The following is a 23,168-nucleotide window of genomic DNA, read 5'->3' as shown; positions in this document are numbered from 1 at the left end:
AGTCATACGATGCGGCTTCGTGTGCCGTCGATGGGAGAGGTTCTGCCTCAGTCCGTGATGAATTTTTGGAGTGCCGTGGGAGCGGGGCGTGGTCGCAGTTGGGCTGCCGATCCGACCGCCGTGGCCAGCGAGTCTTCGGATGCGGGCGACATCACGCCGATGGGGGATTATCATGCGCCGGTGATGCCTGACGAGTGTATCGCCGCGCTTCAGCCGGCCGAGGGAAAGGTGATTGCTGATCTGACCTTGGGTGGCGGAGGTCACACCGAGCGGTTATTGGAAGCAGGGGCGACGGTGTATGGTTTCGACCAGGATCTCGAGGCGATTCAATTTGCGTCCGAGCGCTTGGCCCGGTTTGGTAGTCGGTTCATTCCGGTGCACTCCAACTTTTGTGGGATCGAGCGCGAGTTGACCTTGCGTGGGGTCGAGCATTTGGATGGCGTGTTGATCGACCTTGGGGTGAGTTCGCGCCAGCTGGATGCTCCCGAGCGTGGCTTTTCGTTCATGCGTGAGGGGCCGTTGGACATGCGCATGGATGCCAACGATCCGACGATGCAAACTGCAGCCGATTTGGTGAACACATGGGAGGCAGAGGAGCTGGCGCGTATTTTCTTCCAGTACGGCGAGGAGAAGTTCTCGCGCAAGATCGCTCGTGAGATCGTCTCGTACCGCTCACTTCATCCCTTCCAGACGACCTTGGAGTTGGCTGATTTGATCGAGCGCGTGGTGCCGAAGCGTGGGCCGAAGCATCCGGCGACGCGGGTTTTCCAAGCGCTGCGCATTGCAGTGAACCATGAGATGAGTGTGCTCGAGCAGACGCTGGATGCACTGCCCCGCATGCTTGGCGACGGCGGGCGCCTGGCCATCATTACATTCCACTCGCTTGAGGACCGGATGGTGAAGCTCGACTTCCGCAAACGTTCGCAGGAAATGCTCGACCATGAGAGCTGGCCCGAGCCGCGCCCGAACCCGGACTACGCCTACCGCTTGGTAAAGCGCAAGCCGCTCCTTCCAACCGACGAAGAAATTCGCGTCAACCCACGCTCGCGTAGCGCCAAGGTGCGTGTTGCCGAGCGTCTGCCCCGCAAGTAATTCCCTCTTTTCAATCATTATCAATCCCTCACCTCTGATCCCCTCATGGCTACCAGACGTTCTACTAAAAACGCCTACCGCAACGAAGTAGGTCTTTCGGGCATCTTCTTTCTCGTCTTCATCGCGTTGATCGCGCTGGCGACGTTTGTCTCTTCCGTGGTTTTTGATACCCGCGAGACCGACCGTCAGGCGGAAATCTCCAAGTTGGAGGAAGAGATGAAGAACTTGCGCCAAGAGATTCAAGACCAGCGAGTCCAGCAGGCTGCAATGCTCAGCCACTCCGCGTTGCAGCAACGATTGGCTTCGATGAACTCGATGTTGGTCGAGATCCCAGCCGGCGACGTACTTTACATCGACCAAGTGCCGACCAACCCGGCATTGCGCACCAACCCGACGGGCTTGGCGTCGACTGTGGATTTGAACCTGCCGTAGTCTGTCGCTCGTGATGGATCGAACAATCCGACTGGAATTATAGCGAATGAATGATCTGAAGAAGCGTGCGGTCTTCCTGACTTTGGTGCTGGTATTGGCACTGAGTGGGTTGTCGACGCGTCTTCTGTTCGTTCAGGTTTTCCAGCACGAGCACTGGTCCGAGATTGCGGAGAAGGACTATGAGCGCAAGGTCATCGTGCCGACCGAGCGCGGTGTGATTTACGACCGCAATGACCATCAGTTGGTGTACAACCGACCGGTGCGCAAAGTGGTGGCCGACTGGTATCAACTGTCGGATTACCGCGTGATGGTGAGTGGTGTCGCGAAAGCCAAGGGAATGGATCGCGATGCGGTGATTGAGGAGTATGGCACCCGCGACGAGGCGGTGGATGTCTTGTTTCCCGAGTATCTGGACCATGTGGCGCGCACTTTGGCTCCGTCGTTGGGGATGGAAGAATCCGAGTTGCGGGGGATGCTGCGTTTCGACAAGCGTCGTGAGGTGGTGATCGCCAGGTCGCTGAACAAAGCGCAGGCCGATGATCTGAAGCAGCTTTTGAGGGAACAGAGTATCACCGGGATCCGCATGGAGAATGGTGAGGAGCGCTATTACCCGTCCGGCAAATCACTCTGCCACGTGCTCGGTTATGTGAACCACGAGCTCAAAGGGCAGGAGGGGATCGAGCGGACGTGCGACGAGGTGCTTTCCGGCGAAGAGGGCTACCGCTATATTCAAGTGGATCGGCGTGGCAATGAAATTGCCGAGTACCGCGGTGAGACCAAGGACGCGGTAAAGGGTGAAAGCGTGAAGTTGACCGTGGATCTTTCGCTGCAGGTGATTGTTGAAGAGGAGTTGCAGCGTGCACAGGAGGAGTTCCGCGCCGATCGTTTCATGGCGGTGTTGATCGAGCCGTTCAGCGGGGATGTGGTCGCGATGGCGACCACGCCGGGCTTCGACCCGAACACACGCGAAGGTGAGCGTAAGAACAACGTGCTGACGGATGTGTACGAGCCTGGCTCGACGTTCAAGTTGCTGGCGATTGCTGGTGCGTTGAATGAGAAGGTGGTCACCCCGCGGACGTCGATCTTTTGCCATCATGGGTATTACCGCAGCGGAAAGCTGAGAATAAGAGACCACCATCCCTACGGAGATTTGACGGTTTCCGAGGTGATGATGAAATCGAGCAACATCGGCACTTACAAGGTGGCGTCGATGTTGGGCATGAATCGATTCTACGATTACGTCGATAAGTTCGGCTTCGGGCGCAGCACGGGGATTGAACTCAGTGCGGAGGCATCGGGCTCGGTGCGTAAGACGGGCAACTTGATCGACTTTTCGCGATTGTCCTATGGCTATGCGGTGGCGACCACGCCGTTGCAGGTGGCGATGGCCTACGCGGCGGTGGCCAATGGAGGCAACCTGATGCGCCCGCGCTTGATTGACTCTTACATCGATGCGGATGGCGAAGTGATCCGGCAGACCAAGCCGCAGGTGATCGAGCGGGTCATTTCCGAGCGCACGGCATCCCAGATGCGGGCGATCTTGCAGACCGTGGTGACCAAGAAAGGGACGGCGAAGCGTGCGGCGATTCCGGGCTACAACGTGGCAGGCAAAACCGGGACGACCAAGAAGCTCAACATGGAGACCGGTCGCTATTATGATAAACGCTATATAACATCGTTCTGCGGGTTTGCTCCGGCGGAAGATCCGCGCATGGTCTGCATCGTCGTCGCAGACAATCCGCGCCCCCGGGATGATATTCCAGCGTATGGAGGCACGGTCGCCGCGCCCGTATTTGCCCGTATCATGCAGAGGGTGCTGACTTATTGTGATGTGCCGCCGACGCTTCCGGTGGATGGCCAGGTGCCCGCAGGGGTTGCGACCCGCTGAGTCATTCCCAATCCAACGAATTTTACCTCATTAATGTCTTATGAAACTGTCAGAACTTCTCCAACAAATTGATTACGTGGACGCCACGCTTGCGGGTGATCCCGAGATCAAGGGGGTGACCTATGATTCGCGCCAGGTCGAACCTGGGTTTGTGTTTGTTGCCATGCAGGGGGCGACAGTGGATGGCCGTGACTTCATTCCGGCTGCGGTAAAGGCAGGCGCGGTGGCCATCGTTGCCGAAGGCGTGGTGGAAACCGGTGACTCGGCGGTGGCCGGAGTCCAAGTGAAAGACGGGCGCAAGGCATTGGCTGATGTTGCGGCCGCCTATTACGACAATCCATCGAAGCATTTGCGCGTGGTAGGTATTACCGGCACCAACGGCAAGACGACCACGGCCTTCGTGTGCAAGCACGTGATGGCCAATGCCTGGCATCGCGCCGGGTTGATCGGCACCCTTGGGGCGGACGATGGCACCGGGATGGCAGCCGGCGAACGGACGACGCCCGAGTCGTCTGACGTTCACGGATTGCTCTCGCGTATGGTCGACAATGGCTGCCGTGGGGCTGCGATGGAAGTATCGTCTCACGCGTTGGTCCAGCACCGTGTGGGCAAGGTGGAGTTTGACGTGGGGGTCTTCATGAACCTGACCCGCGACCATCTCGACTTCCATAAGACGATGGATGATTACTATCGCGCGAAGTTGTCACTTGGAACGCATATGGCGCGCCAGCGTGGCAGCAAGAAGCCGGTGATGGTGATCAACGTGGACGATGTACACGGCCAGAAGATGGCACGTGCGTTGGAAGATGAAGTGACCGTGGTGACCTTCGGCTTCAGTGCAACGGCGGATTTCCGTGCGACGAGCGCGGACCTCGGTATGCGCGGCACGTCGTTCAAGATGAAAGCCAAGGGGCGCGAGTACTTGGTCCGCACCCCATTGATCGGGCGATTCAATGTTTACAACTGCCTGGCCGCGCTGGCTGCGGCGGACAGCATGGGCATGAACTTCCGTGAGGCGATCTCAGCCTTGGCGAGCGTGCCTCAGGTGTCGGGTCGATTGGAGAGTGTGTTGGATAACCGCCCATACCGTGTGTTCGTCGATTACGCCCACACGCCGGATGCGCTCGAGAATGTGCTGTCCACGCTTAAAGGTTTGAACCCTGGTCGATTGATCACCGTGGTCGGTTGTGGCGGGGATCGCGACCGGATGAAGCGGCCAATGATGGCGCGGGCCGCCAGCCAGTGGAGTGACATTGTGTTGCTCACCTCTGACAACCCACGCAGCGAGGAGCCGGAAGTGATAATCGACGAGATGGCTCGCGGTGTGGTGCAGGCGAACTTTAAGAAGATCGTGGACCGTCGCGAAGCCATTAAGACCGCAGTAGCTGCCGCCAAGCCGAACGACATCGTGTTGATTGCAGGAAAAGGTCACGAGACCTACCAAGAGGTGAAAGGCGAGCGGTTCCCATTCTCGGATCGTGCCGAAGTGCTCGCTGCTGATCGTTTGCGCGAGTAGTTCGCGTCCATCCTGAACCCTCACTCCCAAGCAGAAACCGATGAAACTAACCCCAGTAGATGAGATTGTGACCTTGAGCGGCGGCCGATTGGCATGCGGTGACAAGGAGACGATCTGTCGTGGCCTGAGTTTCGACTCGCGCACCTGTGAGCCGGGCGATGTGTTTGTCGCATTGGTGGCGGAGCGTGACGGTCACGACTTCATCTCGACCGCACTCGGTCGTGGGGCGGTGGCGTGTTTGGTTTCGCGTGATGATGTGGTCGATGAGATCTCCGAGGCCGGAGCCGCGGCGGTTTTGGTCGATGATACGTTGGAGGCATTGCACCGCTGGGCGGCCGGCTACCGAAAGCTGCTCAACCCTACAGTGATCGCCGTGACGGGGAGTAACGGCAAGACCAGCACCAAGGATTTGATCCGCTCGGTGCTCGGAGAACGTTTCGTCGTCGGTGCGACACGCGGAAACTTCAACAACCACATCGGACTGCCAGCGAGCATCCTCGGACTTTCCGGACGCGAGAGCCACGCGGTGCTCGAAATCGGAATGAACCATGCTGGCGAGATTGCTCCGTTGGCAAAAATTGCCGCACCGGATATCTCCGTGGTGACGAACATCGGCGTCGCTCACATCGAGTTTCTCGGGTCGCGCGAGGCGATTGCCGAAGAAAAGGGCGAGCTGGTGACCGCATTGGATGGCGACGGAGTGGCGGTCATCAACGCCAACGATGATTTTGCCGATACGCTCGCCTTCCGCTGTGACGGTCAGGTGGTGCGTGCAGGCATCGACCGTGGCGACGTGCGGGCAGAGAACTTGAAGCCACTGGGCGCGCGAACCGAGTTTGACCTGGTGTCACCTGATGGCGAGCGGCGCAGTGTGTCGATGCCGATTCCCGGGCGTCACATGGTGGGCAACGCAGTGCTTGCCGCTGCGGTAGGCTTTACTTGTGGATTGACCATGGATGAAGTGGTTGCGGGCATCGAGTCCGTAGCGTTGACCAGTGGGCGCTTGGGGGCGGATGACGCTGACGGCGTGGTCGTGATCGACGACTCGTACAATGCGAACCCAGACTCCATGATCGCCGCGCTGGATGTGCTGGCAACTTGGCCGGGCGCCAAACGGCGCTTTGCCGCTCTCGGTGCGATGGGCGAGCTCGGTGAGTTTTCCGATAGTGGCCACCAATCGGTGGGAGCACACGCCGCATCGCTGGATCTCGACGGCCTGGTGGTTGTCGGTGACGGCGCGCAAAAGATTGTCGAGGCAGCCTCGGGCGCTGCCTTCCCCGTTGAATTTTTCCCCTCCATCGACGCCGCGGCTGATGCTCTGCGGGCGTTTGCCTACCAGCCGGGCGATGTCGTGCTGGTCAAGGGCAGCCGTTCCAGCCGCATGGAGGCATTGATCGAGCCAATCAGAGCCTAGTTAGAACCTTATCCAATGCTGTATTTCCTCCACCAACTTGATGACTACTTCGGCCCGATGCGGGTCTTTGAATCGATTTCGTTCCGCGCCTCGATGGCGTTTCTTACCTGCTTTTTGTTGAGCCTTTTGGTGGGCGAGCGGGTGATCCGCAAGCTGATTTCGATGAAGGTGGGCCAGCCCATCCGCACCGCCGAGGAAGTGCATAAGTTGCACGAGCTTCACGGTGGTAAGGCGGGCACGCCGACTATGGGCGGGGTGTTGATCATTGGGACTTTGTTGTTGTCGGCGGCGTTGTGGTGCCGGCTCGACAATCCGTTTATCCAAGCGCTGATTGTGGTGACCGTGACGACCGGGGCGTTGGGCTTTTCCGATGACTACCTCAAGGTGAAGCGGCGCAAATCCGAAGGGCTGAGCGCACGAGCCAAGTTGCTTGGCCAGGTGCTTTCCGCTGCCGTGGTGGGGGGCTTCCTCGCGTTTTCTCCAGCAACGGGTGAGTTCATCCGTGCGTTGCACGTGCCGTTTTTCGATGAGCCGGTGCTCGCCGACATGGGGTGGCTGGCGATTCCATTCTTCGCGATTGTAATTGTGGGCGCCTCCAATGCGGTGAACCTGACCGACGGCTTGGACGGGTTGGCAGCGGGGTGCACCATCACCAGTGTGTCGACATTCGGGTTGCTGGCGTACATCAGTGCCACCGCGCCCATTGCCAAGCACTTGTTGATTCCGACGCACCCGGGACTGGGAGAAGTGGCGATTTTCTGTTCCGCTCTGGTTGGCTCTGCTGCGGGCTTTTTGTGGTTCAACGCACACCCGGCGCGTGTCTTTATGGGCGACACCGGGTCGTTGGCGATTGGCGGGATTTTGGGCACGATCGCGATTGTCTGCCGTCAGGAGTTTTTGCTCGTGGTAATTGGCGGGGTGTTCGTGCTGGAGGCGGTGTCCGTGATTCTGCAGGTGGGTTCGTTCAAGCTCACCGGCAAGCGCATCTTCCGCATGGCTCCTATCCACCACCATTTCGAACTCAAGGGCTGGCACGAGAACCAAGTGATCACCCGCTTCTGGGTGCTTTCGGCTATTCTCGCTGTGATCGGCATCGCCACTCTCAAGATCCGATAATTCCTCCACCGTTTCCTGATCAATTTTATTATGAACCTTGAAAACCAAGATGTCGTCGTGCTCGGGGCCGGGCGTAGTGGCTTTGCTGCTGCCCGCCTTGCTGCGTCCCGTGGCGCGTCCGTGGTGGTTCTTGACACCGCGAGCGGTGACCAGGCGGCTGCAATTGAGAAGCGCGCCGCTGATCAGTTGCCCGCCAATTGCACGCTGGTAACCGGCGACGCTGCGGAAAATTACGATGTCGATCACGCATTGCTGGTGACGAGCCCTGGCATCCGTCTCGACAAAGGATGGGGCATGAAAGTGGCATCTCGCGCATCGCTGGTGATGGGCGAAATCGAGCTCGCCTGGCGCTTCTTGCCTCCGCACGTCAAAGTAGTGGGCATCACCGGAACCAACGGCAAAACCACGACGACCTCGATGGTCGGTGCCATGGCGCGTGCGAATGGCCTGGTCGCCGTGGAAGCGGGAAACATCGGTCTGCCTCTGGCTGAGGTGGTGCTCGATCATCCGGATGTTCAGTTGGTGGCGTTGGAGCTTTCGTCGTTCCAACTGGAGACGATTATCGATTTCCGTCCGGACGTGGTGGTTTGGGTTAACTTTGCCCCGGATCATCTCGACCGCTACATGTCGCTCGAGGACTACCGGCTCGCCAAGGAGCGCATCTTTGAAAACCTGGGCGACGGCGATCCAGTCGTGGCACCGGTCTCCGAAGCCGATGACTTGCCGCTGCGGGATCTCGCGCTCACTTCGTTCACAGTCACTCCTGGCCACGCAACGGATGCCGACATCACCGTCGACGCTGAGGGGACGCTCGCGATCCGCGGGCGCAAGGCGGCTAACGTGAACGATTGGAATGTGCGCGGACGCCACAACTACGCCAATGCGGCGGCAGCCTTGGGGGCGTGCCTGGCACTTGGGCTGGACGAAGCGCATTGCTTCGAGGCGATGATGTCATTCACCGGTCACCCACACCGCTTTGAAGTGGTGGCGACCATCGATGGCATCACCTACGTCAACGATTCCAAGTCCACTAATATCCACTCGCTCGATGCCGCTCTGCACGCCGAGGCGTCCAAGGTTGTGTTGATCGCCGGAGGAAAGCAGAAGGGACTCGATTTCAGTGTGCTCAAGCCTTTGGTCCATAACCGTGCACGTGGCGTGGTGGCGATCGGTGAGATCCGCGACGAACTGGCCCGCATTTGGCAAGACGACGTGCCGGTGGTGACCGCGCAAAGTCTCGACGAGGCCGTTGCCGAGGCATCGCAAATGGCTGGCGATCAAGGGCTGGTCCTGTTTTCACCAGGCACATCCTCATTCGACATGTTCTCCAACTACGAGGAGCGGGGCGAAGCATTCCGTCGCGTGGTCCTCAACCGTGCTGCTGCTATCGGCAGTTCCAACGGTGGCAACGCCGCCGTCTCCATCAACTAATCACCCCCACAACACCCATGAGCCGAACCTACACTCAGAGAACGCGTAAAGCACCGGCCCGGCGCGGCCGTGAGACAGGCTTGCTGAAACTCGAAGCCAAAACGAAGAAGACCCATCGGTTGTCCGCTACCGCGACCGAAGAACATGACTGGGGCAGTGATGTGCCTAGCATCAAGTTGTCCACGGCCTTCTTCGTAATCCTTGCCCTGCACGTGGCGTTGGTCACAGGGGTGATGGTGTTCAAACGCTATGGTGGAGCTGTCGAAGGCGAAGGCGCCGTCGTGGTGGACGCGAAAGAGCAGGTTCAATCTGGAAGTTCATCAGCTTCGTCCGGGGCTGCGTCGCAGGTTGAAACAGTGCCCGCTCCAGCTCCGCGTTCGGTTGATCACATTCCGCACAGCGTGCGTCCTTACGAGACGCTTGATTCTATTGCCCAGGAGTATTCCGTATCGGTAGCGGCGATCCGCGAGCTCAATGGCATCGGGATTGACCAGCCGTTGCAACGGGGGGCTCAGTTGATGATTCCACGCCGCGAGATCCGTGCGGTGTCGCCCAAAGAGGCACCTGTGACCAAGCCGGTGGTTGCCGAAGAGAAACCTGCTGCGGTCAGCCAGCCGGAGCGTCAGGTCGAAGTGCGCCGACCAAAACCGGTGAGTCGTCGTCCGCAAGCGGTCGCCTCCAAGTCGAACGCGACCAAAAGCCACACTGTCAGCAAGGGAGAAACCCTCTGGGCCATCTCCCAGCGCTATGGCGTGACTCCGGATCAGATCATGAAGGCCAATGGGATCAAGGATGCCCGATTCCTGCGTGCCGGAGCGGTGATTAAGATCCCGCAAAGTTAATCGAACCCGGTGCGCGGAGTGATTTTAGCACTCCGCGCATCTTGTATTTTCACTCGGTGGTGCGGGCTCTGGTCCGTATGGTGACGTCGACCATCGGCTGCGCATTTATTGATCTCTTGGGATGAACCGGAAGTACAGTCTGTACCTGCTCATCTTCGCGATGGTGATTCTGATCTCGATCGGGCTCGTGATGCTCGCGAGTACCAGCGCGTATGCCACAGACGGCATGGCTCAGAACTACAAAGGGCTGCGCCAGCAGGGCATGTGGCTGGGGTTGGGCATCGGCGTCTGTGTTGTGATGGCGATGATCGACTACCACCAACTGAAGAGGTGGTTCTGGCCGATCTTCATCGGAACCTGTGTGTTGCTGGCGCTGTGCTATGTGCCGGGGATCGGAAGAGAGATCAACGGTGAAAGGCGCTGGATCGATGCGGGGCTCGTCGGACTGTCATGGCTGCGCTTCCAGCCGTCCGAGTTGGGCAAGGTAGTGACGATTATAGCCGTTGCGTTCTACTTCGACCGGCTGGCCGAGATGAATGGCAACTTGATGAAGAATGCCAAGCCATTGGAGAAGAAGTTTCTCCCAGGTTTTGTCTACCCCGGTGTGTTGGCTGCGGTTCCCGCGTTGTTGATCTTGTTCGAAAAGGACCTCGGTTCGGCGGCAACTTTGTTTGCGGTGGTGTTGGCGATGTTGTTTATCGCGGGTAGCAACTGGTTCTGGCTTAGCAGTGTGTTTGTGGCGGGCGCCGGGGCCTTGGCGGCCATGGTGATCATGATCCCCAACCGAGCACGCCGCTTCCTGGCAATCGCGGATCTGGAAGCCTTCAAGGCAGATGAGGGACTGCAGCAATGGCGGGCGTTGCTAGCACTTGGCTCCGGCGGGGTGTGGGGGCTCGGCTTGGGTAATGGCCGCGAGAAGATGTTCTACATGCCGTATGCCCATACCGACTTCATTTTCCCGATGATTGGCGAGGAACTCGGCGCGATTGGTACGCTGTCGGTTGTCTTTATGTTTGTTCTCTTCACTGTGGCTGCCTTTGCCATCGCGATGAACGCACCTGACCGCTTTGGTATGCTTTTGGGCTCAGGCATTGCCGCGCTGATCGCAATCGAAGCCGCTCTCAACATCGGCGTGACCACCGCGACGCTGCCGAACACAGGCTTGCCTCTGCCCTTCGTGAGTTACGGTGGATCGAGCATGCTGTGCACGCTGATGGCGGTAGGAATTCTGATCAACATCTACCGCCAGGGTATCGACCCCACAGAGCCCGATCCGAAGAAAGTGACCGTCCGCCGCAAAAGGGTCACGCCCCGTGTGTAGGTTGGAGCGTGAACGAGATGCCCGGCTGATGTGTGTCGCCGAATGGCGGAGTGCGCCGGACCATCTACGGTTTTCCTGAGTTCTTCGACAAATGCGCACTTAGCATTGAGATGACCCTGTCGTCATGCTGGTTAGATATCCGGCGCCGTTCTTGAACTTTTGGTGGCTGATCTGCTGTAGGATGCTTTGCGTCGTACTTACGCCCGTTCTCACGCTGAACGAGTTTCCGGTCGAGGATCGAATCGTTCCCGTTGTCCCTGCGGTGTACATCGGCTCCGTGGTCCAGTAAAAGCCGGATGATCCGTAAGAGCCGTCGGCTCTCTTCGGCGGTGGAAGGGGATTCCATCACAGCGTCTCCTAAAGCGAAGTTGTGGTGATATTCAGGGTTGCCGGTCGGGATGTTCGGATCGGCACCATTTTGCAGAAGATAGGCAACGATCTCCGGATGGAGCCCTCTGATTGCAGATTTTAAGGGAAGTGAGTGACCTTGGACTGTATTGATTTTGGCTCCGTTGTGACACAGCCAGCGGACGGCATCAAGATGGCCTTTTTTACAGCTGCAGCAGAGTGCCGTTGGCCAGAACTCGTTGTTCGAATAGAGGTTGAAGTCAGCCCCCTTGCTCTTCATATGAGCAAGAAGATTGATCTCTCCAGTACCACCGGCTTTAGCAACAGAGAGCGGATCGATTTTGGCACCTCGCTCGATTAGAAGGTAGGCCACATCAAAATGGCCGCCGGCTACAGCTTCAGCGAGTGCATTCGAAGGCGGGTACCCAGAAACCGTTTCGAAGCGGGACGGAACTTCACTACTCGAGACATTGGGATCTGCTCCCTTGTTCAGCAGTGCGGACACGGTGTCAATGTGCCCCTCGTTCGCGGCGAACATCAAAGGCGTCCACCCAAACGTTGAGGATTGATTTACTTGGGAGCCCGATGCCAACAAAGCACTTACTTCATCTAGATTGCCTTGTTTCGAAGCAACCATCAACGGGGTGACACCTTCGTTGACGGTGCATCCAGTGAGTAGAGCGAGGCCCAACAATAAGGTGGCGGCAGGTTTTCTCATAGGGAATCCCGGGTTCGTGAGGGTGCAGCCCGACTTGGCTTCTACACTTGGTCTTCGACTGGCAGCAGGTGCAGGAAGGCGTCGCTGATGCGCTGGATGAATGTGCGGGCGGGCTGGTGCTTTTGCTCGCCGTGGGATGAGGTCCAGATCAGCTTGCCCCGGGCATTGAATTGGACCTGCCAGGCATTTTCAGGAGAGCTGAGGGAGTGGATGTAGTCGGCCAGCTCGGCGCCGAGCGATGGGGAGTGGATGAGTAGTCCGTTTTCCGTGTTAATCTCCATTGCTCGGGGATCCAGGTTGAGCGATCCGATGAAACACTGGCGTCGGTCACCGACGAGGACTTTGTTGTGAAGTGAGATGAACTTTGCCCGGATCTGCGGCATGTCGGCTTGTGCTCGGACATCCTCGCCGGGATGGTGGTGGAACTCATGCAGCTCGGCTCCGGTCTCCAGGATGGGCTTGCGGTACTTCTTGTAGTGGCTGTGAACGATGGTGTGGTTGTTCGAGCCCAGCGATCCGGTGAGAATGTGAACCGAGACGCCGTTGTCACTCATGCGCTTGAGGGTAGGGAGGAACGTGCCGCGCGGGATGAGATAGGGGGAGACGATCAGCAGCTCGGATTCGTTTTGATCCGCCAAACGGTTGAGGGTGTCGAGGAGGCGTCGTTGTTCGCCTCGGTGGAGGACGGGTTCGTCCTGGAGGATCGAGGCTTCGCCGATGTGGAGTCGAGCGGGGAGTTGGGTGAATGCGGGACGCCAGTCGGCGGTGGCAATGGGAAGCCCGGCTGCGGCCACGGTGTCGCGGTCTTTCTCCAGGTCGCTGCGGAAGGCGGCAAAGAGTTCGTCTAGATGGGCGTCGGAGATGTCATCTGCGAGGAGTTTCCCTGGGTAGGTAGGGTCGCTGTTCCAGAACTCGTCGAAGGCATCGGAGATTTGGGGGACAACCGCTCCGCAGGTGAGCACATCAAGATCGCTGAAGTTATACTTTTTGTTCAACCCGAAGTAGCTGTTGCCGACATTGCGGCCGCCGATGATGGCGGCGTGGCCGTCGACAATCAGAGCTTTGTTGTGCATGCGGCGGTTGAGCTCCTTGAGGTAGAGGAGAAACTCGAGGGTTGGGACGAGCTTTCCGGACCGAACCTTGCCGGGGTTGAACAACTTGATGTCGATGTTCGGATGCTGGCACAGACGGGCGATGTTCTTGTCGCTGCCGGCGATGCCCATGTCATCTACGAGGATGCGGATGCGGACGCCGCGCTCGGCGGCGGAGAGCATGTGGCCCATCATCAGGCGTCCCGCCTCGTCTTTTTGCCAAATGAAATACTGGGCGTCGATCGACGTGGTCGCTTCGTCGATCAGCGCAAGCCGCCACATCAGGGCTTCGCGGTTGTTGGTGATGAGGTGGAAGCCCGATGCATTTGATCGGCCCGCGGTGCGGCTTGAGAATGCCTTGGTGAGGCGTGCCAGTTCGCCGGATGTCGCTGGGGCGAGGGCTTCGACCTGCGGCTGATCGCCGACTGGCTTCAGCGTGTGACAGCCGGTGGTGAATAGTAACAGAACCGCAGAGAGTGCGAGCGGGAGAAACCGGGCGGATCGGGTCATGACAGGTGGTGAAAATGGAAGCTTCAGAGGGATGGAGAACGAGGGAGCTTTTTGAGGTTAGGGGGATTCTTGCCCCAAGGAAGCAGAAAAAGTTGCGCCATCACGTTGGCAACGCGGGAGGGAATCGTGCATGATGACCATGTGATTTTTGATCATCCAGATGTGATAGCAGCGGGTGCGAGCCATGTCGCACCTGTGTTTGGCGTGTTGGCGCTGGTGCTTTGTTTTGCGGTGGTGGTGGCGTTGTTGTTCCACCGCTTCCGCCAATCGTTGCTGACCGGCTATTTCCTGGTGGGGTTGGTAATCGCCAACAGCGGGGTGCTGGCTGCGTCCGGCTATAACGATGCGGGGCCGATCATCGACTCCCTGGCGGAGATCGGCGTGGTGTTGTTGATGTTCACACTGGGGATCGAGTTTTCGTTCAACGAGATCCGGCGGTTGAAGCGCGTGGCGTTGCTAGGGGGCGCGGTGCAGGTGGCAAGCGTGAACCTGTTGGCGATGGGTGTGGCGTTGTTGATGGGGTATCCGTTGATCCCATCGGCATTGATCGGGTTCATGATCGCGCTGTCATCGACGGCGTTGGGGTTGAAGATTTTCCAAGACAGCGGCCAGCTCAATACCAAGGGCGCGAAGCTGACGATCGGGATCGCGATCTATCAGGACATTCTGGTGGTGGTGGTTATTGTGATGTTGCCGGCGTTGTTGTCGGGTGGGGATGGAGGTGCTCGTGAGGCACTTTCGATTGAGTTGTTGTGGGCGGCGATCAAGGCGGTGGTCTTCCTCGGCTTTGGCTGGGTGATGACGATGTTTGTCGTGCCGCCGGCGCTGAAGCTGGTGAGCGCGGTGCGCAGTCGTGAGCTTTTCACTCTGACGGTGGTGGCACTGTGTGTGGGGGTGGCGACAGTGGGCTATTTGATGGACTTGAGCCTGGCGATGGGCGCGTTTGTCGCGGGGTTGGTTGTGAGTGGATCGGTCTACAGTCACCGGATTTTGGCGGATGTGTTGCCCTTCAAGGATTTGTTCCTGACGCTGTTTTTCGTGTCGGTGGGAATGATGATCGACGTCGAGATGCTGCTGGAGAACTGGTACGTGTATGTCGGCTGGGGGCTGGTGATCCTGTTGGTGAAGTTCCTTGTTGTCGTGGGGGTTGGGCGGATTCTCGGGTTTCCGATCCGGCCGACCGTGCAGGCGGCGATTGGTTTGTCGAGTATTGGTGAGTTCTCGCTGGTGCTGGTGAACCAGATCCTGAATCTTGGGGGGTTGGGTGCCTCCGAGCAGCAGTTCTTCCTCGTCACCACTGCGTTGACGATGGCGAGCGTGCCGATCTGGATGCGCTTCTGGCCCGGAATCGCCCGCTGGATGGAGGCGCGCGATTTGTTTGGTGATTCAAGCCGAGCCAAGGTGCACGAGCACGGGCACACGCTGGACGAGATCAAAGACCACGTGATCATCTGCGGCTACGGCCCCGTCGGGCGTCAGCTCGATGAAGCCTTGGAGCGGGTTGGTGTGCCGCGGCTGATCATCGAACTCAACGCGGAAACTGTGATGGATCTCAAGAAACTTGGGCGCTTGGCATTGTTTGCCGATGTGGCACAACCTGACACCTTGGCATTGGCCGGAATTGATCGCGCGCGGATGTTGGTGTTGACCTTCCCTGCGATCGAAGTGAGCCGGGTGGCGGTGCATCGTGCCCGTGAGTTGAACCCACATATCGCGATTCTTTGCCGTGCGCGCTTCGCCAGCGACGTGGCGATGCTGCGATCGATGGGCGAGGAGGGAATCGTCCACGACGAGACCGAGTCGGCCATGCGAGTGGTCCGGCGTTCTCTGCGGGAGCTCGGCGTGAGCGAGGATATCGTGATGGACGAAGGCCGACTGATCCGCTACCGCACGGGAACGGAAGATTAGTGAGCCATTGCGTTGGTCGCTTTGGTCTTACGCAAAGACTCGAAGATTGGAGGCGCGAGGGCGGGCGAGGTATTGCTCGCTGCGCTCGGCGGGTTTGGGGGCCGTACTGGAGAACGGCGGTCCGGTGGCTGTGCGTGTGGCGGGGAGTAGTCATGAATGGCGCTAACCACAGCCTCAGCGGCGTCAATTCCGCGCTGAAAGCGTGTCTCATAACAGCCTAGGGTCAGCGAGCCTCAGGCGAGCGCCACCCTAGGTAAACACGCCCACCAATCCCCGGCCGAGCGTGCGATACCGCCAAGGCGCAGCACCCTCCCCGATGGCCGCTCCCGACACGAACAGGTACCCTAAGTTAGTGCCATTCGAGTAGTCCTGGACTTCGCGGTTGTATCGTGTCTGCCCGAGAGGGGGGCGGATCAATGGCTACAGGCGCATCAATACCCGCAGCGGGTGGCGATGGCGTTGCCGGCGAGGAAGCCGGTGGTCCAGGCGTGTTGGAAGTTGAAGCCGCCGGTGATGCCATCGACGTCGAGCACTTCGCCGGCGAAGTAGAGGCCGGGTGTGACTTTTGATTCCATGGTTTTGAGCTGCACTTCCTTGAGGAGGACGCCACCGCAGGTGACGAACTCGTCTTTGTTGAGGCTCTTGCCGGTGACTTCGAAGCGGCAGCGGTGGAGGCTCTCCACTAACGTGGAGGCTTGGTCTTTCGACAGGCGCGACCACGTGGTGTCGGCGGCGATTCCGGCTTCGGCGGTGAAGCGTTCCCACAGTCGTTTTGGGATGGCGGCAAATGGCGAGCGTCCGGTGACACTGCGTTTGCCGGCGGATTGGCGCAGACCAGAGAAAACCGCTGCCGCATCAGCGCCTGGCAGCCAGTTCACTTCGAGCGTGAATTGATAGTCCTGATCGGAGAGTTCGCGCGCGCCCCAGGCCGAGAGCTTGAGGATGGCGGGGCCGCTCATGCCCCAGTGTGTGATCAAAAGCGGGCCCGTAGCGCTGAGTTTGGTGCCCACTGCCGCGGTGGCGACGGGATCAACGGACAGCCCTTGGAGACCATCGATCAGCGGGGATTCGATGTGAAAGGTGAACAAGGAAGGAACGGGCGGCGCCAAGGTGTGGCCGAGGGATTCGGCAATGCGACCGCCGTCGCTCGAGCGGGTGCCGCCGGTAGCGACGAGTACGTTCCTCGTCGAGAGTGACTCGCCGGATTTGAGTTCGACGCAGAACCCGTCGTCGGTGCGCTCGACGCTGGTGACTGCGGCACCGGTTTTGTGTTCCACTCCGGCATCGTCGATGGCCTGCATCAGGCAGTCGATGACGGTTTGTGAGCTGTCGGTGGTGGGGAACATGCGGCCGTCGGATTCCACCTTTAGCTCGACGCCACGGCTGGCGAACCATTCGATGGTGTCGCTCGGGCCGAAGCGGTGGAACGAGCCGATCAACGACTTGCTGCCGCGCGGGTAGCGGGTGGCGAGTTCCTTCGGGTCGTGGCAATCGTGAGTGACATTGCAGCGTCCGCCACCGGAGATTTTCACTTTACCGAGGAACTTCGACGACTTCTCGAGCACGAGCACACGGCCACCGCCGAACATGGATTCGGCAGCTGTGATCGCGCCGAAAATTCCGGCAGCGCCTCCTCCGATCACGATCAAATCATATTGCGACAGCTCAGTGCTCATGCGCTACCATGTCACGAGAATCGCCGAATGCCAGTGCCACACATTCATATCACCTGCCCATATCCATTGGACTCGACCAAGGGGAATGCCGTGTCGGCCAGACGGATCATCGGTGTGATGACCGAACTCGGGTATCGGGTTACCGCAGGTACGATTGATGAATGGCAATGCGCCGATGTGCATTTGGCGTTGCATGCGGTGCGCAGCCGAGCCGCGATTGATGGGTTCCTCAAAAAGTGCGAAGGCGGCAAGACCGCAATTCTGCTTACGGGGACGGACCTTTACCGTGACCTGCCTCAGAGCGGGGAATGGGATGCCCTGCGGCGGGTCGACCGGCTCGTGGTCTATCAGGAAAGCTCGCTGGAGTCTCTGCCGGAGGAGCTGCGTGCGATGGCTCGTGTCGTGCCTAAGAGTGTGGAGGTCGCTGTGCCGGAGCGGACGCGTCCAACCGATGACGGGCGCTTTGTGGTGTCGCAGGTCAGCCACCTGCGGGCGACCAAGGATCCGTTTTTGGTGGTCGGGGCGCTGGGCCGATTGGCGGACCTCCCGCAGCTCGAGGTGCACCATTATGGTGATTCACGGGCCGAGGACTACGGCGCCACTGCTGTCGAGCATGCCGAGCGGGAACCTCGCTATCATTGGCATGGCGAGCTGCCGCAGAGGGACGTGCTGCAAGCGATGGGTAACGGTGATCTGTTTTTGAACACATCGCGGGTGGAAGGCGGCGCCAACGCCATCGCCGAAGCGATCGTTTGTGGTGTGCCGGTAGTCGCATCGTCGATCGAGCCCAACCGGGGCCAGCTCGGGGACGGGCATCCCGGGCTTTTTTCTCCCGGAGACGTGGATCAACTCGCAGCGTTGCTGCGGCGGGCGGTTGAGGATGCCTCGTTCGTGGATGAACTGCACGACGCCTCGGTGCGGCGTCAGTCGTTCTTTTCGCGCGCGAGCGAACGCGCTGGATGGCAGGCGTTGGTGGATGAGTTGGTCCGGTAGCGGGGGGGGAGCATAAGGTGCGGCGGCGTGTTGTCCGGCGGCCATCGGGATCGCTTGCCTCCTTGCTTACGTCACTGGCTCGGCCGGATCAATTAGACCGATTTACCTGGGGTGGCGCTCGCCTGAGGCTCGCTGACCCCAGGCTGCTATGAGGCTCGCCTTCAGCGAGAAGCTAGGGGCCAAAGATAAATCCCGGATCGCCTGTCGAGGATGTATCTGCGGCTGGTGTGGGGTGAAAACGAAACAAGCCCGCCGGACGAGGTGGTCCGACGGGCTTGTGGTTTGGTTTAGGAATCAGCGCGGGCGCTTACTGGCAGGCTTCGCAGGTGCCGCCGTTGATCATGGCGTCGATCGAGCAGGCTTGCTTTTCAGCTTCGCTGTACTCTTTCTTGCCGCCCATGACCCCTTTGATCTCCTTGGCAGCGTTGCCGCTGGCTTTTTCGATGTTCGAGGCACCGAGTGAGCGGAGGTAGTAGGTGGTCTTGAGGCCCTTGCGCCATGCCGAGCGGTACATGTGCGAGAGGATCTTGAGGTCTGGTGATCCGATGAAGAGGTTCACACTCTGAGCCTGGTCGATCCACTTTTGACGGCGGGCCGCGGCGTCGATGAAGTACTTGTATTCGATCGAGAAGACGGTCGAGTACTTCTGCTTCAGGTCGGCAGGGATGCTGTCGATGTTATCAAGGTCGCCATCGAAGTACTTGAGCTGGTCGATCATTTCATCGTTCCAGAGGTCGCGGGCCTTGAGGTCGCGGACCAGGGCGCGGTTGAGGACGATGAAGTCACCGGACAGGTTCGACTTCACGTAGAGGTTCTTGTAGTTCGGCTCGATGCATGGGGTGGTGCCCATGATGTTCGAGATGGTCGCGGTTGGGGCGATGGCCATCACGTTTGAGTTGCGCATGCCGTTCTTGGCGATGTTTTCGCGGACGAACGACCAGTCCATCTTGCCGCCACGAGGGATGTCGATTTCTTCGCCGCGCTCTTGGGCGAGGAGGTCGATGGTGTCTTGTGGGAGCATGCCGCGGGACCACTTGCTGCCCTTGTAGGACGAGTAGGTGCCGCGCTCGCCAGCCAGGTTGCTCGACGCGTTGTAGGCGTAGTAAGCGATAGCTTCCATGAACTCGTCGTTGAACTCGATGGCTTCATCCGAGGCGAACGAGATGTTGCGCTTGAACAGAGCGTTCTGCAGGCCCATCACGCCGAGGCCGATCGGGCGGTGGCGTGTGTTCGATGTGCGTGCTGCTTCGGTTGGGTAGAAGTTGATGTCGATCACGTTGTCCAGGGCGCGGACTGCGATGTCGATGGTCTCCTTGAGCATCTCGTGGTCGAGGCTGCCGTCTTCGCGGATGTGCGAGTCGAGCACGACCGAGCCGAGGTTACACACAGCGGTTTCTTCGTCCGATGTGTTGAGAGTGATCTCGGTGCAAAGGTTGGACGAGTGGATGACACCGGCGTGGTCCTGTGGGCTGCGCACGTTGCACGCATCCTTGAATGTGATCCATGGGTGGCCGGTCTCGAAGAGCATCTTGAGCATCGCCTTCCACAGGTCGATCGCCGGGATCTGCTTGCTCCAGATTTCACCGCGCTCAGCGGCTGCCTCGTATTCCTCGTAGCGCAGGGCGAATGCCTGGCCGTAGAGGTCGTGGAGGTCTGGAGTTTCGTTCGCGCGGAAGAGCGTCCAGTTCTGGCGGGCTTCCATGCGCTGCATGAACAAGTCCGGGATCCAGTTGGCGGTGTTCATGTCGTGGCAACGACGGCGGTCGTCACCGGTGTTTTTGCGCAGTTCGAGGAAGTCCTCGATATCGTTGTGCCAGGTTTCGAGGTAGGCGCAGCCGGAGCCGCGGCGTTTTCCGCCCTGGTTGACCGCAACGAGCTGGTCGTTGTGGAGCTTTAGGAATGGGATGACGCCCTGGCTTTCGCCGTTGGTGCCTTGGATGTAGCCGCCGGTGCCGCGCACAGCGGTCCACGAGCCACCGAGTCCGCCTGCCCACTTCGAGAGGAAGGCGTTCTCCGAGATGCCGCGGATCATGATCGACTCGATCGAGTCGTCGACCTTGTAGAGGTAGCAGCTCGAGAGCTGGCTGTGGTTGGTGCCCGAGTTGAAGAGCGTAGGGGTCGACGAGCAGAAGCGGCGGCCCTTGTAGAGCGAGTAAAGTTTGATCGCCCAGTCTTCTTTGTCGGTTGGCTCTTCGCCGAAGAGCCCCATAGAGACACGCATCCAGAAGAACTGAGGTGTCTCAAGGCGACGCGGCTTGGCACCGGTTTTGTCGACGATGAGGTAACGGTCGTAGAGTGTCTGAATTCCGAGGTAGTCGAAGTCCAGGTCAGCGCTTGGGTCGAGGGCGTCGGAGAGTTTGTCGAGGTCGTACTCGAGGAGCTTCTCGCTGAGGCGCTTGATCTTGATGCCGTGGTTGACGTAGGCCTTGAAGGCGAGCTTGTGGGCGTCCTTGAGGCCAGCCACGCCGTCGCGCACGATGTCCCACCCGAGCACTTCTTCGTAGATGTACGAGAGCAGGATGCGGCCGGCGAACTTGGCGAAGTCCGCGTCGCGCTCCATCAACGACTTGGCGTTGAGGATGATGGTTTTGTCGAGGTTCTCGCGGGTGATTTCAGCGGAGAGCGAGCGGCGCAGTTCGCGTTCGATGCGCAGTTCGTCGTAGCAGAGGTCGAGTCCGATCGAGGCGAACTGAATACGGGCGCGCAGGTCGCTGCCGTCCCAGAAGATGCTCTGGCCGTCCGACGTGCGGACGACGATCATGCTTTCCTGCTCGTCGGTGTTGGCGGACGCTTCGGTCTCGCGCTCGCGCAGCTCCGAGCGGTGTGCGCGGTAAAGGATGTAGGACTCGGCGACTTTGAAGTGACCGTGGCGCATGAGTTCTTCCTGCACCATGTCCTGGACGTCTTCGATGTGGACGAATGCCTGGTCGAGGTTGCGCACGCGCTCGGTGACGGCTTGGGCAACTTCAGTGGCGCCGTCGGCGTCGAATTTGAGTGAGAGGAACGATTTACGGACCGCTGCTTCGATCTTGGCAGGGTTCCATGGCACGACGTTGCCGTTGCGGCGGATGAGTCGCACGGTGACCGGTGGTTGGTCGCTGTTGCCGGCGAGTTCGATTTCGTCACCGCGCTCCACCGAGCGGCGGAAGACCAGGCTCTTGGCGATGTCGTGGGCGTCGTTCTCGATCAAGGCTTTCTCGATCAGAAGGTAAAGGTCGTTCTCCGACAGGCGCAGCGAGCGGCCGTCGCGGACCTGGTCGATCAGGCGGCGTGCCACCGAGTGGGCCACGTTGGCGACAAAGTCACGGTTCTCTTCGTTGTAGATGTCCTCTTCCTTGCGCGAGAGCAAGAGGTCGGTGAGAGCGTTACCGATGGTGTCGGCCACGTCCGCCAGTTTGAACTCAGACTCCATCCCGCCGCGGGTGATTTTGATGTCAGGCAGCGATTCCACTTTCTGTTGGCCGAGAGCGTCGCGCCAAGCGAAGCCTGGCTTTTGGTCGGTCGGGGTGGAAACGAGGCGTTTAAGAGCGATGTCCTCTTCTAAGGATTCGTGGAGAGTCGGTTTACGGCGGATCATGATTCAGTGAGAGGGTGGGGGTTGTTTTGTTGGCAAAAGTGCGGCGGGATGCACGGAGCATCCCGCCGCGGAAAGAAAACGAGGTTGGGTTGTGTGCCCGGATTAAAGTTCGTCGTCGTCGACGGTGTCGAGCGACGAGGCCTTGCGGTATTCGGTGACGCGACCTTCGAAGAAGTTGGTCTCCTTCTTGATGTCCATCATCTCCGCCAGCCATGGCAGTGGGTTCTCGAGCTTGTTCTCGTTGAGTGGCTTGAGGCCGCAGCTCTCGAGTCGGCGGTCGCCGATGTAGTCGATGTAGGTGAGGAACTCGTCCAGGGTCAGGCCAAGGGAGTCCACCGGCAGGCAGTCGCGGATGAAAGCTTTCTCGATCTCGATGCCTTCCTTCATGGTGGCGCGGAGGTCTTCTTTGAACTCTTCGGTCCACACATCCGGGTTCTCATCGACGAGATCCATCAACAAGTTGCGGAAGACTTCGATGTGGTTGGACTCGTCACGCAGCGTGTAGCGGAACATCTGGCCAATGCCCGGGAACTTGCCCTGGCGGTAGAGCGAAAGGATCATGCCGAACAGGCCATAGAACTGGGTGCCTTCCATGATCTGGCCGAACATGAAGATGTTTTTCGCCAGCGCCTGCTTGTTCTCGGTCAGGGTGAGGTCGATGTCGCGGCGCAGGGCGCGCGAGTTGCTGACCACGAAATTGTTCTTTGCCTTGATGGTCTCGACGTCCTCGAACATGGCCTCGCACTCGTGTGGGTTGATGCCGAGTGAGGAGAGCATGTAGACGAGTGAGTCTGCGTGGATGTTTTCCTCGTGGGCATGGCGGCCGAGCACGAGCTTGAGCTCGGGAGCGGTGACCACTTCACGCACGACGTGGAGGATGTTGTCGCCGACGATGCCTTCGGCTGCGGAGAAATAGCCGATACCCATCTTGATGATCCAACGGTCGATGTCGTTGACCGCGGTGGTGTCGCGCCACTGCTCGATGTCCTTTTGCATCGGGATGTCCTCTGGCTCCCAGTGGTTTGCCTTCATCGTCTTGTAGAGATCGTAGGCCCACTGGTACTTCAGCGGCAGGATGTTGAAGAACATGGTCTCCTTGCCGTTGATGACGAGCTTCTGGCGGTAGGCTTCTTCCGCCTTGTCGCGGTCGAGGACAAACGTGCGGTTCCCAATGGTAATGGTGGTCGTGTTGGACATCTGGATCAGAGTGATTTTTGGGGATGGAGAGAGTCGGTCCAGTAGGGCTTCCACGCAAGAAGTTAGACCGCAATGGGATGGGCGTGGCATCGCGCCAG

At 59.3% G+C, this 23,168-nt stretch carries 16 protein-coding genes; 11 read left to right on the top strand and 5 right to left on the bottom strand.

What is annotated here, in order from left to right:
- Window positions 1–57 precede the first annotated feature (57 nt).
- The 9 genes from rsmH to G3M56_RS12495 all read left to right on the top strand — a co-directional run bounded on the left by rsmH (window position 58) and on the right by G3M56_RS12495 (window position 11,052).
- Entirely contained in the window at window positions 58–1,092 is a 1,035-nt protein-coding gene (gene rsmH, locus G3M56_RS12535; RefSeq protein ID WP_235203446.1) for a 16S rRNA (cytosine(1402)-N(4))-methyltransferase RsmH, read from the top strand.
- 45 nt (window positions 1,093–1,137) lie between these two features.
- Complete coding sequence (locus G3M56_RS12530) at window positions 1,138–1,524, top strand: hypothetical protein (RefSeq protein ID WP_164364269.1); 387 nt, start codon at window positions 1,138–1,140, stop codon at window positions 1,522–1,524.
- A gap of 46 nt (window positions 1,525–1,570) precedes the next feature.
- A complete protein-coding gene (locus tag G3M56_RS12525) occupies window positions 1,571–3,412 on the top strand; it encodes a peptidoglycan D,D-transpeptidase FtsI family protein (RefSeq protein WP_164364271.1) in 1,842 nt (613 codons plus the stop codon).
- A 40-nt stretch (window positions 3,413–3,452) separates the two neighbouring features.
- Window positions 3,453–4,928, top strand: a complete 1,476-nt coding sequence (locus tag G3M56_RS12520) for a UDP-N-acetylmuramoyl-L-alanyl-D-glutamate--2,6-diaminopimelate ligase (RefSeq protein WP_164364272.1) — start codon at window positions 3,453–3,455, stop codon at window positions 4,926–4,928.
- Between the two features lie 40 nt (window positions 4,929–4,968).
- Window positions 4,969–6,342, top strand: a complete 1,374-nt coding sequence (locus G3M56_RS12515; RefSeq protein WP_164364273.1) for a UDP-N-acetylmuramoyl-tripeptide--D-alanyl-D-alanine ligase — start codon at window positions 4,969–4,971, stop codon at window positions 6,340–6,342.
- A gap of 15 nt (window positions 6,343–6,357) precedes the next feature.
- A complete protein-coding gene (gene mraY, locus G3M56_RS12510; protein ID WP_164364275.1) occupies window positions 6,358–7,458 on the top strand; it encodes a phospho-N-acetylmuramoyl-pentapeptide-transferase in 1,101 nt (366 codons plus the stop codon).
- A gap of 30 nt (window positions 7,459–7,488) precedes the next feature.
- Window positions 7,489–8,889 (top strand): UDP-N-acetylmuramoyl-L-alanine--D-glutamate ligase, encoded by a 1,401-nt coding sequence (gene murD / locus G3M56_RS12505; RefSeq protein ID WP_164364276.1) that lies wholly within the window; start codon window positions 7,489–7,491, stop codon window positions 8,887–8,889.
- Window positions 8,890–8,906: 17 nt separating this feature from the next.
- Window positions 8,907–9,731, top strand: a complete 825-nt coding sequence (locus G3M56_RS12500) for a LysM peptidoglycan-binding domain-containing protein (RefSeq protein WP_164364277.1) — start codon at window positions 8,907–8,909, stop codon at window positions 9,729–9,731.
- A 121-nt stretch (window positions 9,732–9,852) separates the two neighbouring features.
- Window positions 9,853–11,052: an FtsW/RodA/SpoVE family cell cycle protein gene (locus G3M56_RS12495; RefSeq protein WP_164364279.1), complete on the top strand. Its 1,200-nt coding sequence runs from the start codon at window positions 9,853–9,855 to the stop codon at window positions 11,050–11,052.
- A 64-nt stretch (window positions 11,053–11,116) separates the two neighbouring features.
- Here G3M56_RS12495 and G3M56_RS12490 read toward each other — a convergent pair whose 3' ends face one another.
- Both G3M56_RS12490 and G3M56_RS12485 read right to left on the bottom strand, forming a co-directional pair.
- Window positions 11,117–12,118, bottom strand: a complete 1,002-nt coding sequence (locus tag G3M56_RS12490; protein ID WP_164364280.1) for an ankyrin repeat domain-containing protein — start codon at window positions 12,116–12,118, stop codon at window positions 11,117–11,119.
- Between the two features lie 41 nt (window positions 12,119–12,159).
- Window positions 12,160–13,719: a phospholipase D family protein gene (locus tag G3M56_RS12485; RefSeq protein WP_164364281.1), complete on the bottom strand. Its 1,560-nt coding sequence runs from the start codon at window positions 13,717–13,719 to the stop codon at window positions 12,160–12,162.
- Window positions 13,720–13,845: 126 nt separating this feature from the next.
- Here G3M56_RS12485 and G3M56_RS12480 point away from each other — a divergent pair, with 126 nt between their 5' ends.
- A complete protein-coding gene (locus tag G3M56_RS12480; RefSeq protein ID WP_235203445.1) occupies window positions 13,846–15,627 on the top strand; it encodes a cation:proton antiporter in 1,782 nt (593 codons plus the stop codon).
- Window positions 15,628–16,058: 431 nt separating this feature from the next.
- Here the strand turns inward: G3M56_RS12480 and G3M56_RS12475 are convergent, their stop codons facing one another.
- On the bottom strand, window positions 16,059–17,303 hold the full coding sequence (locus G3M56_RS12475) for a BaiN/RdsA family NAD(P)/FAD-dependent oxidoreductase (protein ID WP_164364283.1): 1,245 nt from the start codon (window positions 17,301–17,303) through the stop codon (window positions 16,059–16,061).
- A gap of 27 nt (window positions 17,304–17,330) precedes the next feature.
- On the opposite strand from G3M56_RS12475, the gene G3M56_RS12470 reads away from it, so the two are divergent.
- The gene (locus G3M56_RS12470; protein ID WP_164364284.1) at window positions 17,331–18,296 is read left to right on the top strand and encodes a glycosyltransferase; all 966 of its coding nucleotides are present in this window, start codon (window positions 17,331–17,333) and stop codon (window positions 18,294–18,296) included.
- A gap of 307 nt (window positions 18,297–18,603) precedes the next feature.
- Here the strand turns inward: G3M56_RS12470 and G3M56_RS12465 are convergent, their stop codons facing one another.
- Window positions 18,604–21,873 carry a ribonucleoside-diphosphate reductase subunit alpha gene (locus G3M56_RS12465; protein WP_164364285.1) on the bottom strand — a complete coding sequence of 1,090 codons (3,270 nt, stop codon included), beginning with the start codon at window positions 21,871–21,873 and terminating at the stop codon, window positions 18,604–18,606.
- Between the two features lie 102 nt (window positions 21,874–21,975).
- Complete coding sequence (locus tag G3M56_RS12460; protein ID WP_164364286.1) at window positions 21,976–23,070, bottom strand: ribonucleotide-diphosphate reductase subunit beta; 1,095 nt, start codon at window positions 23,068–23,070, stop codon at window positions 21,976–21,978.
- Window positions 23,071–23,168 lie beyond the last annotated feature (98 nt).

Origin of the sequence: Sulfuriroseicoccus oceanibius, assembly GCF_010681825.2 — a bacterium.
GTDB lineage: Bacteria > Verrucomicrobiota > Verrucomicrobiia > Verrucomicrobiales > SLCJ01 > Sulfuriroseicoccus > Sulfuriroseicoccus oceanibius.
The sequence above is the reverse complement of the archived record's forward strand: the minus strand, read 5'-3'. Positions and strand labels throughout refer to the sequence as shown.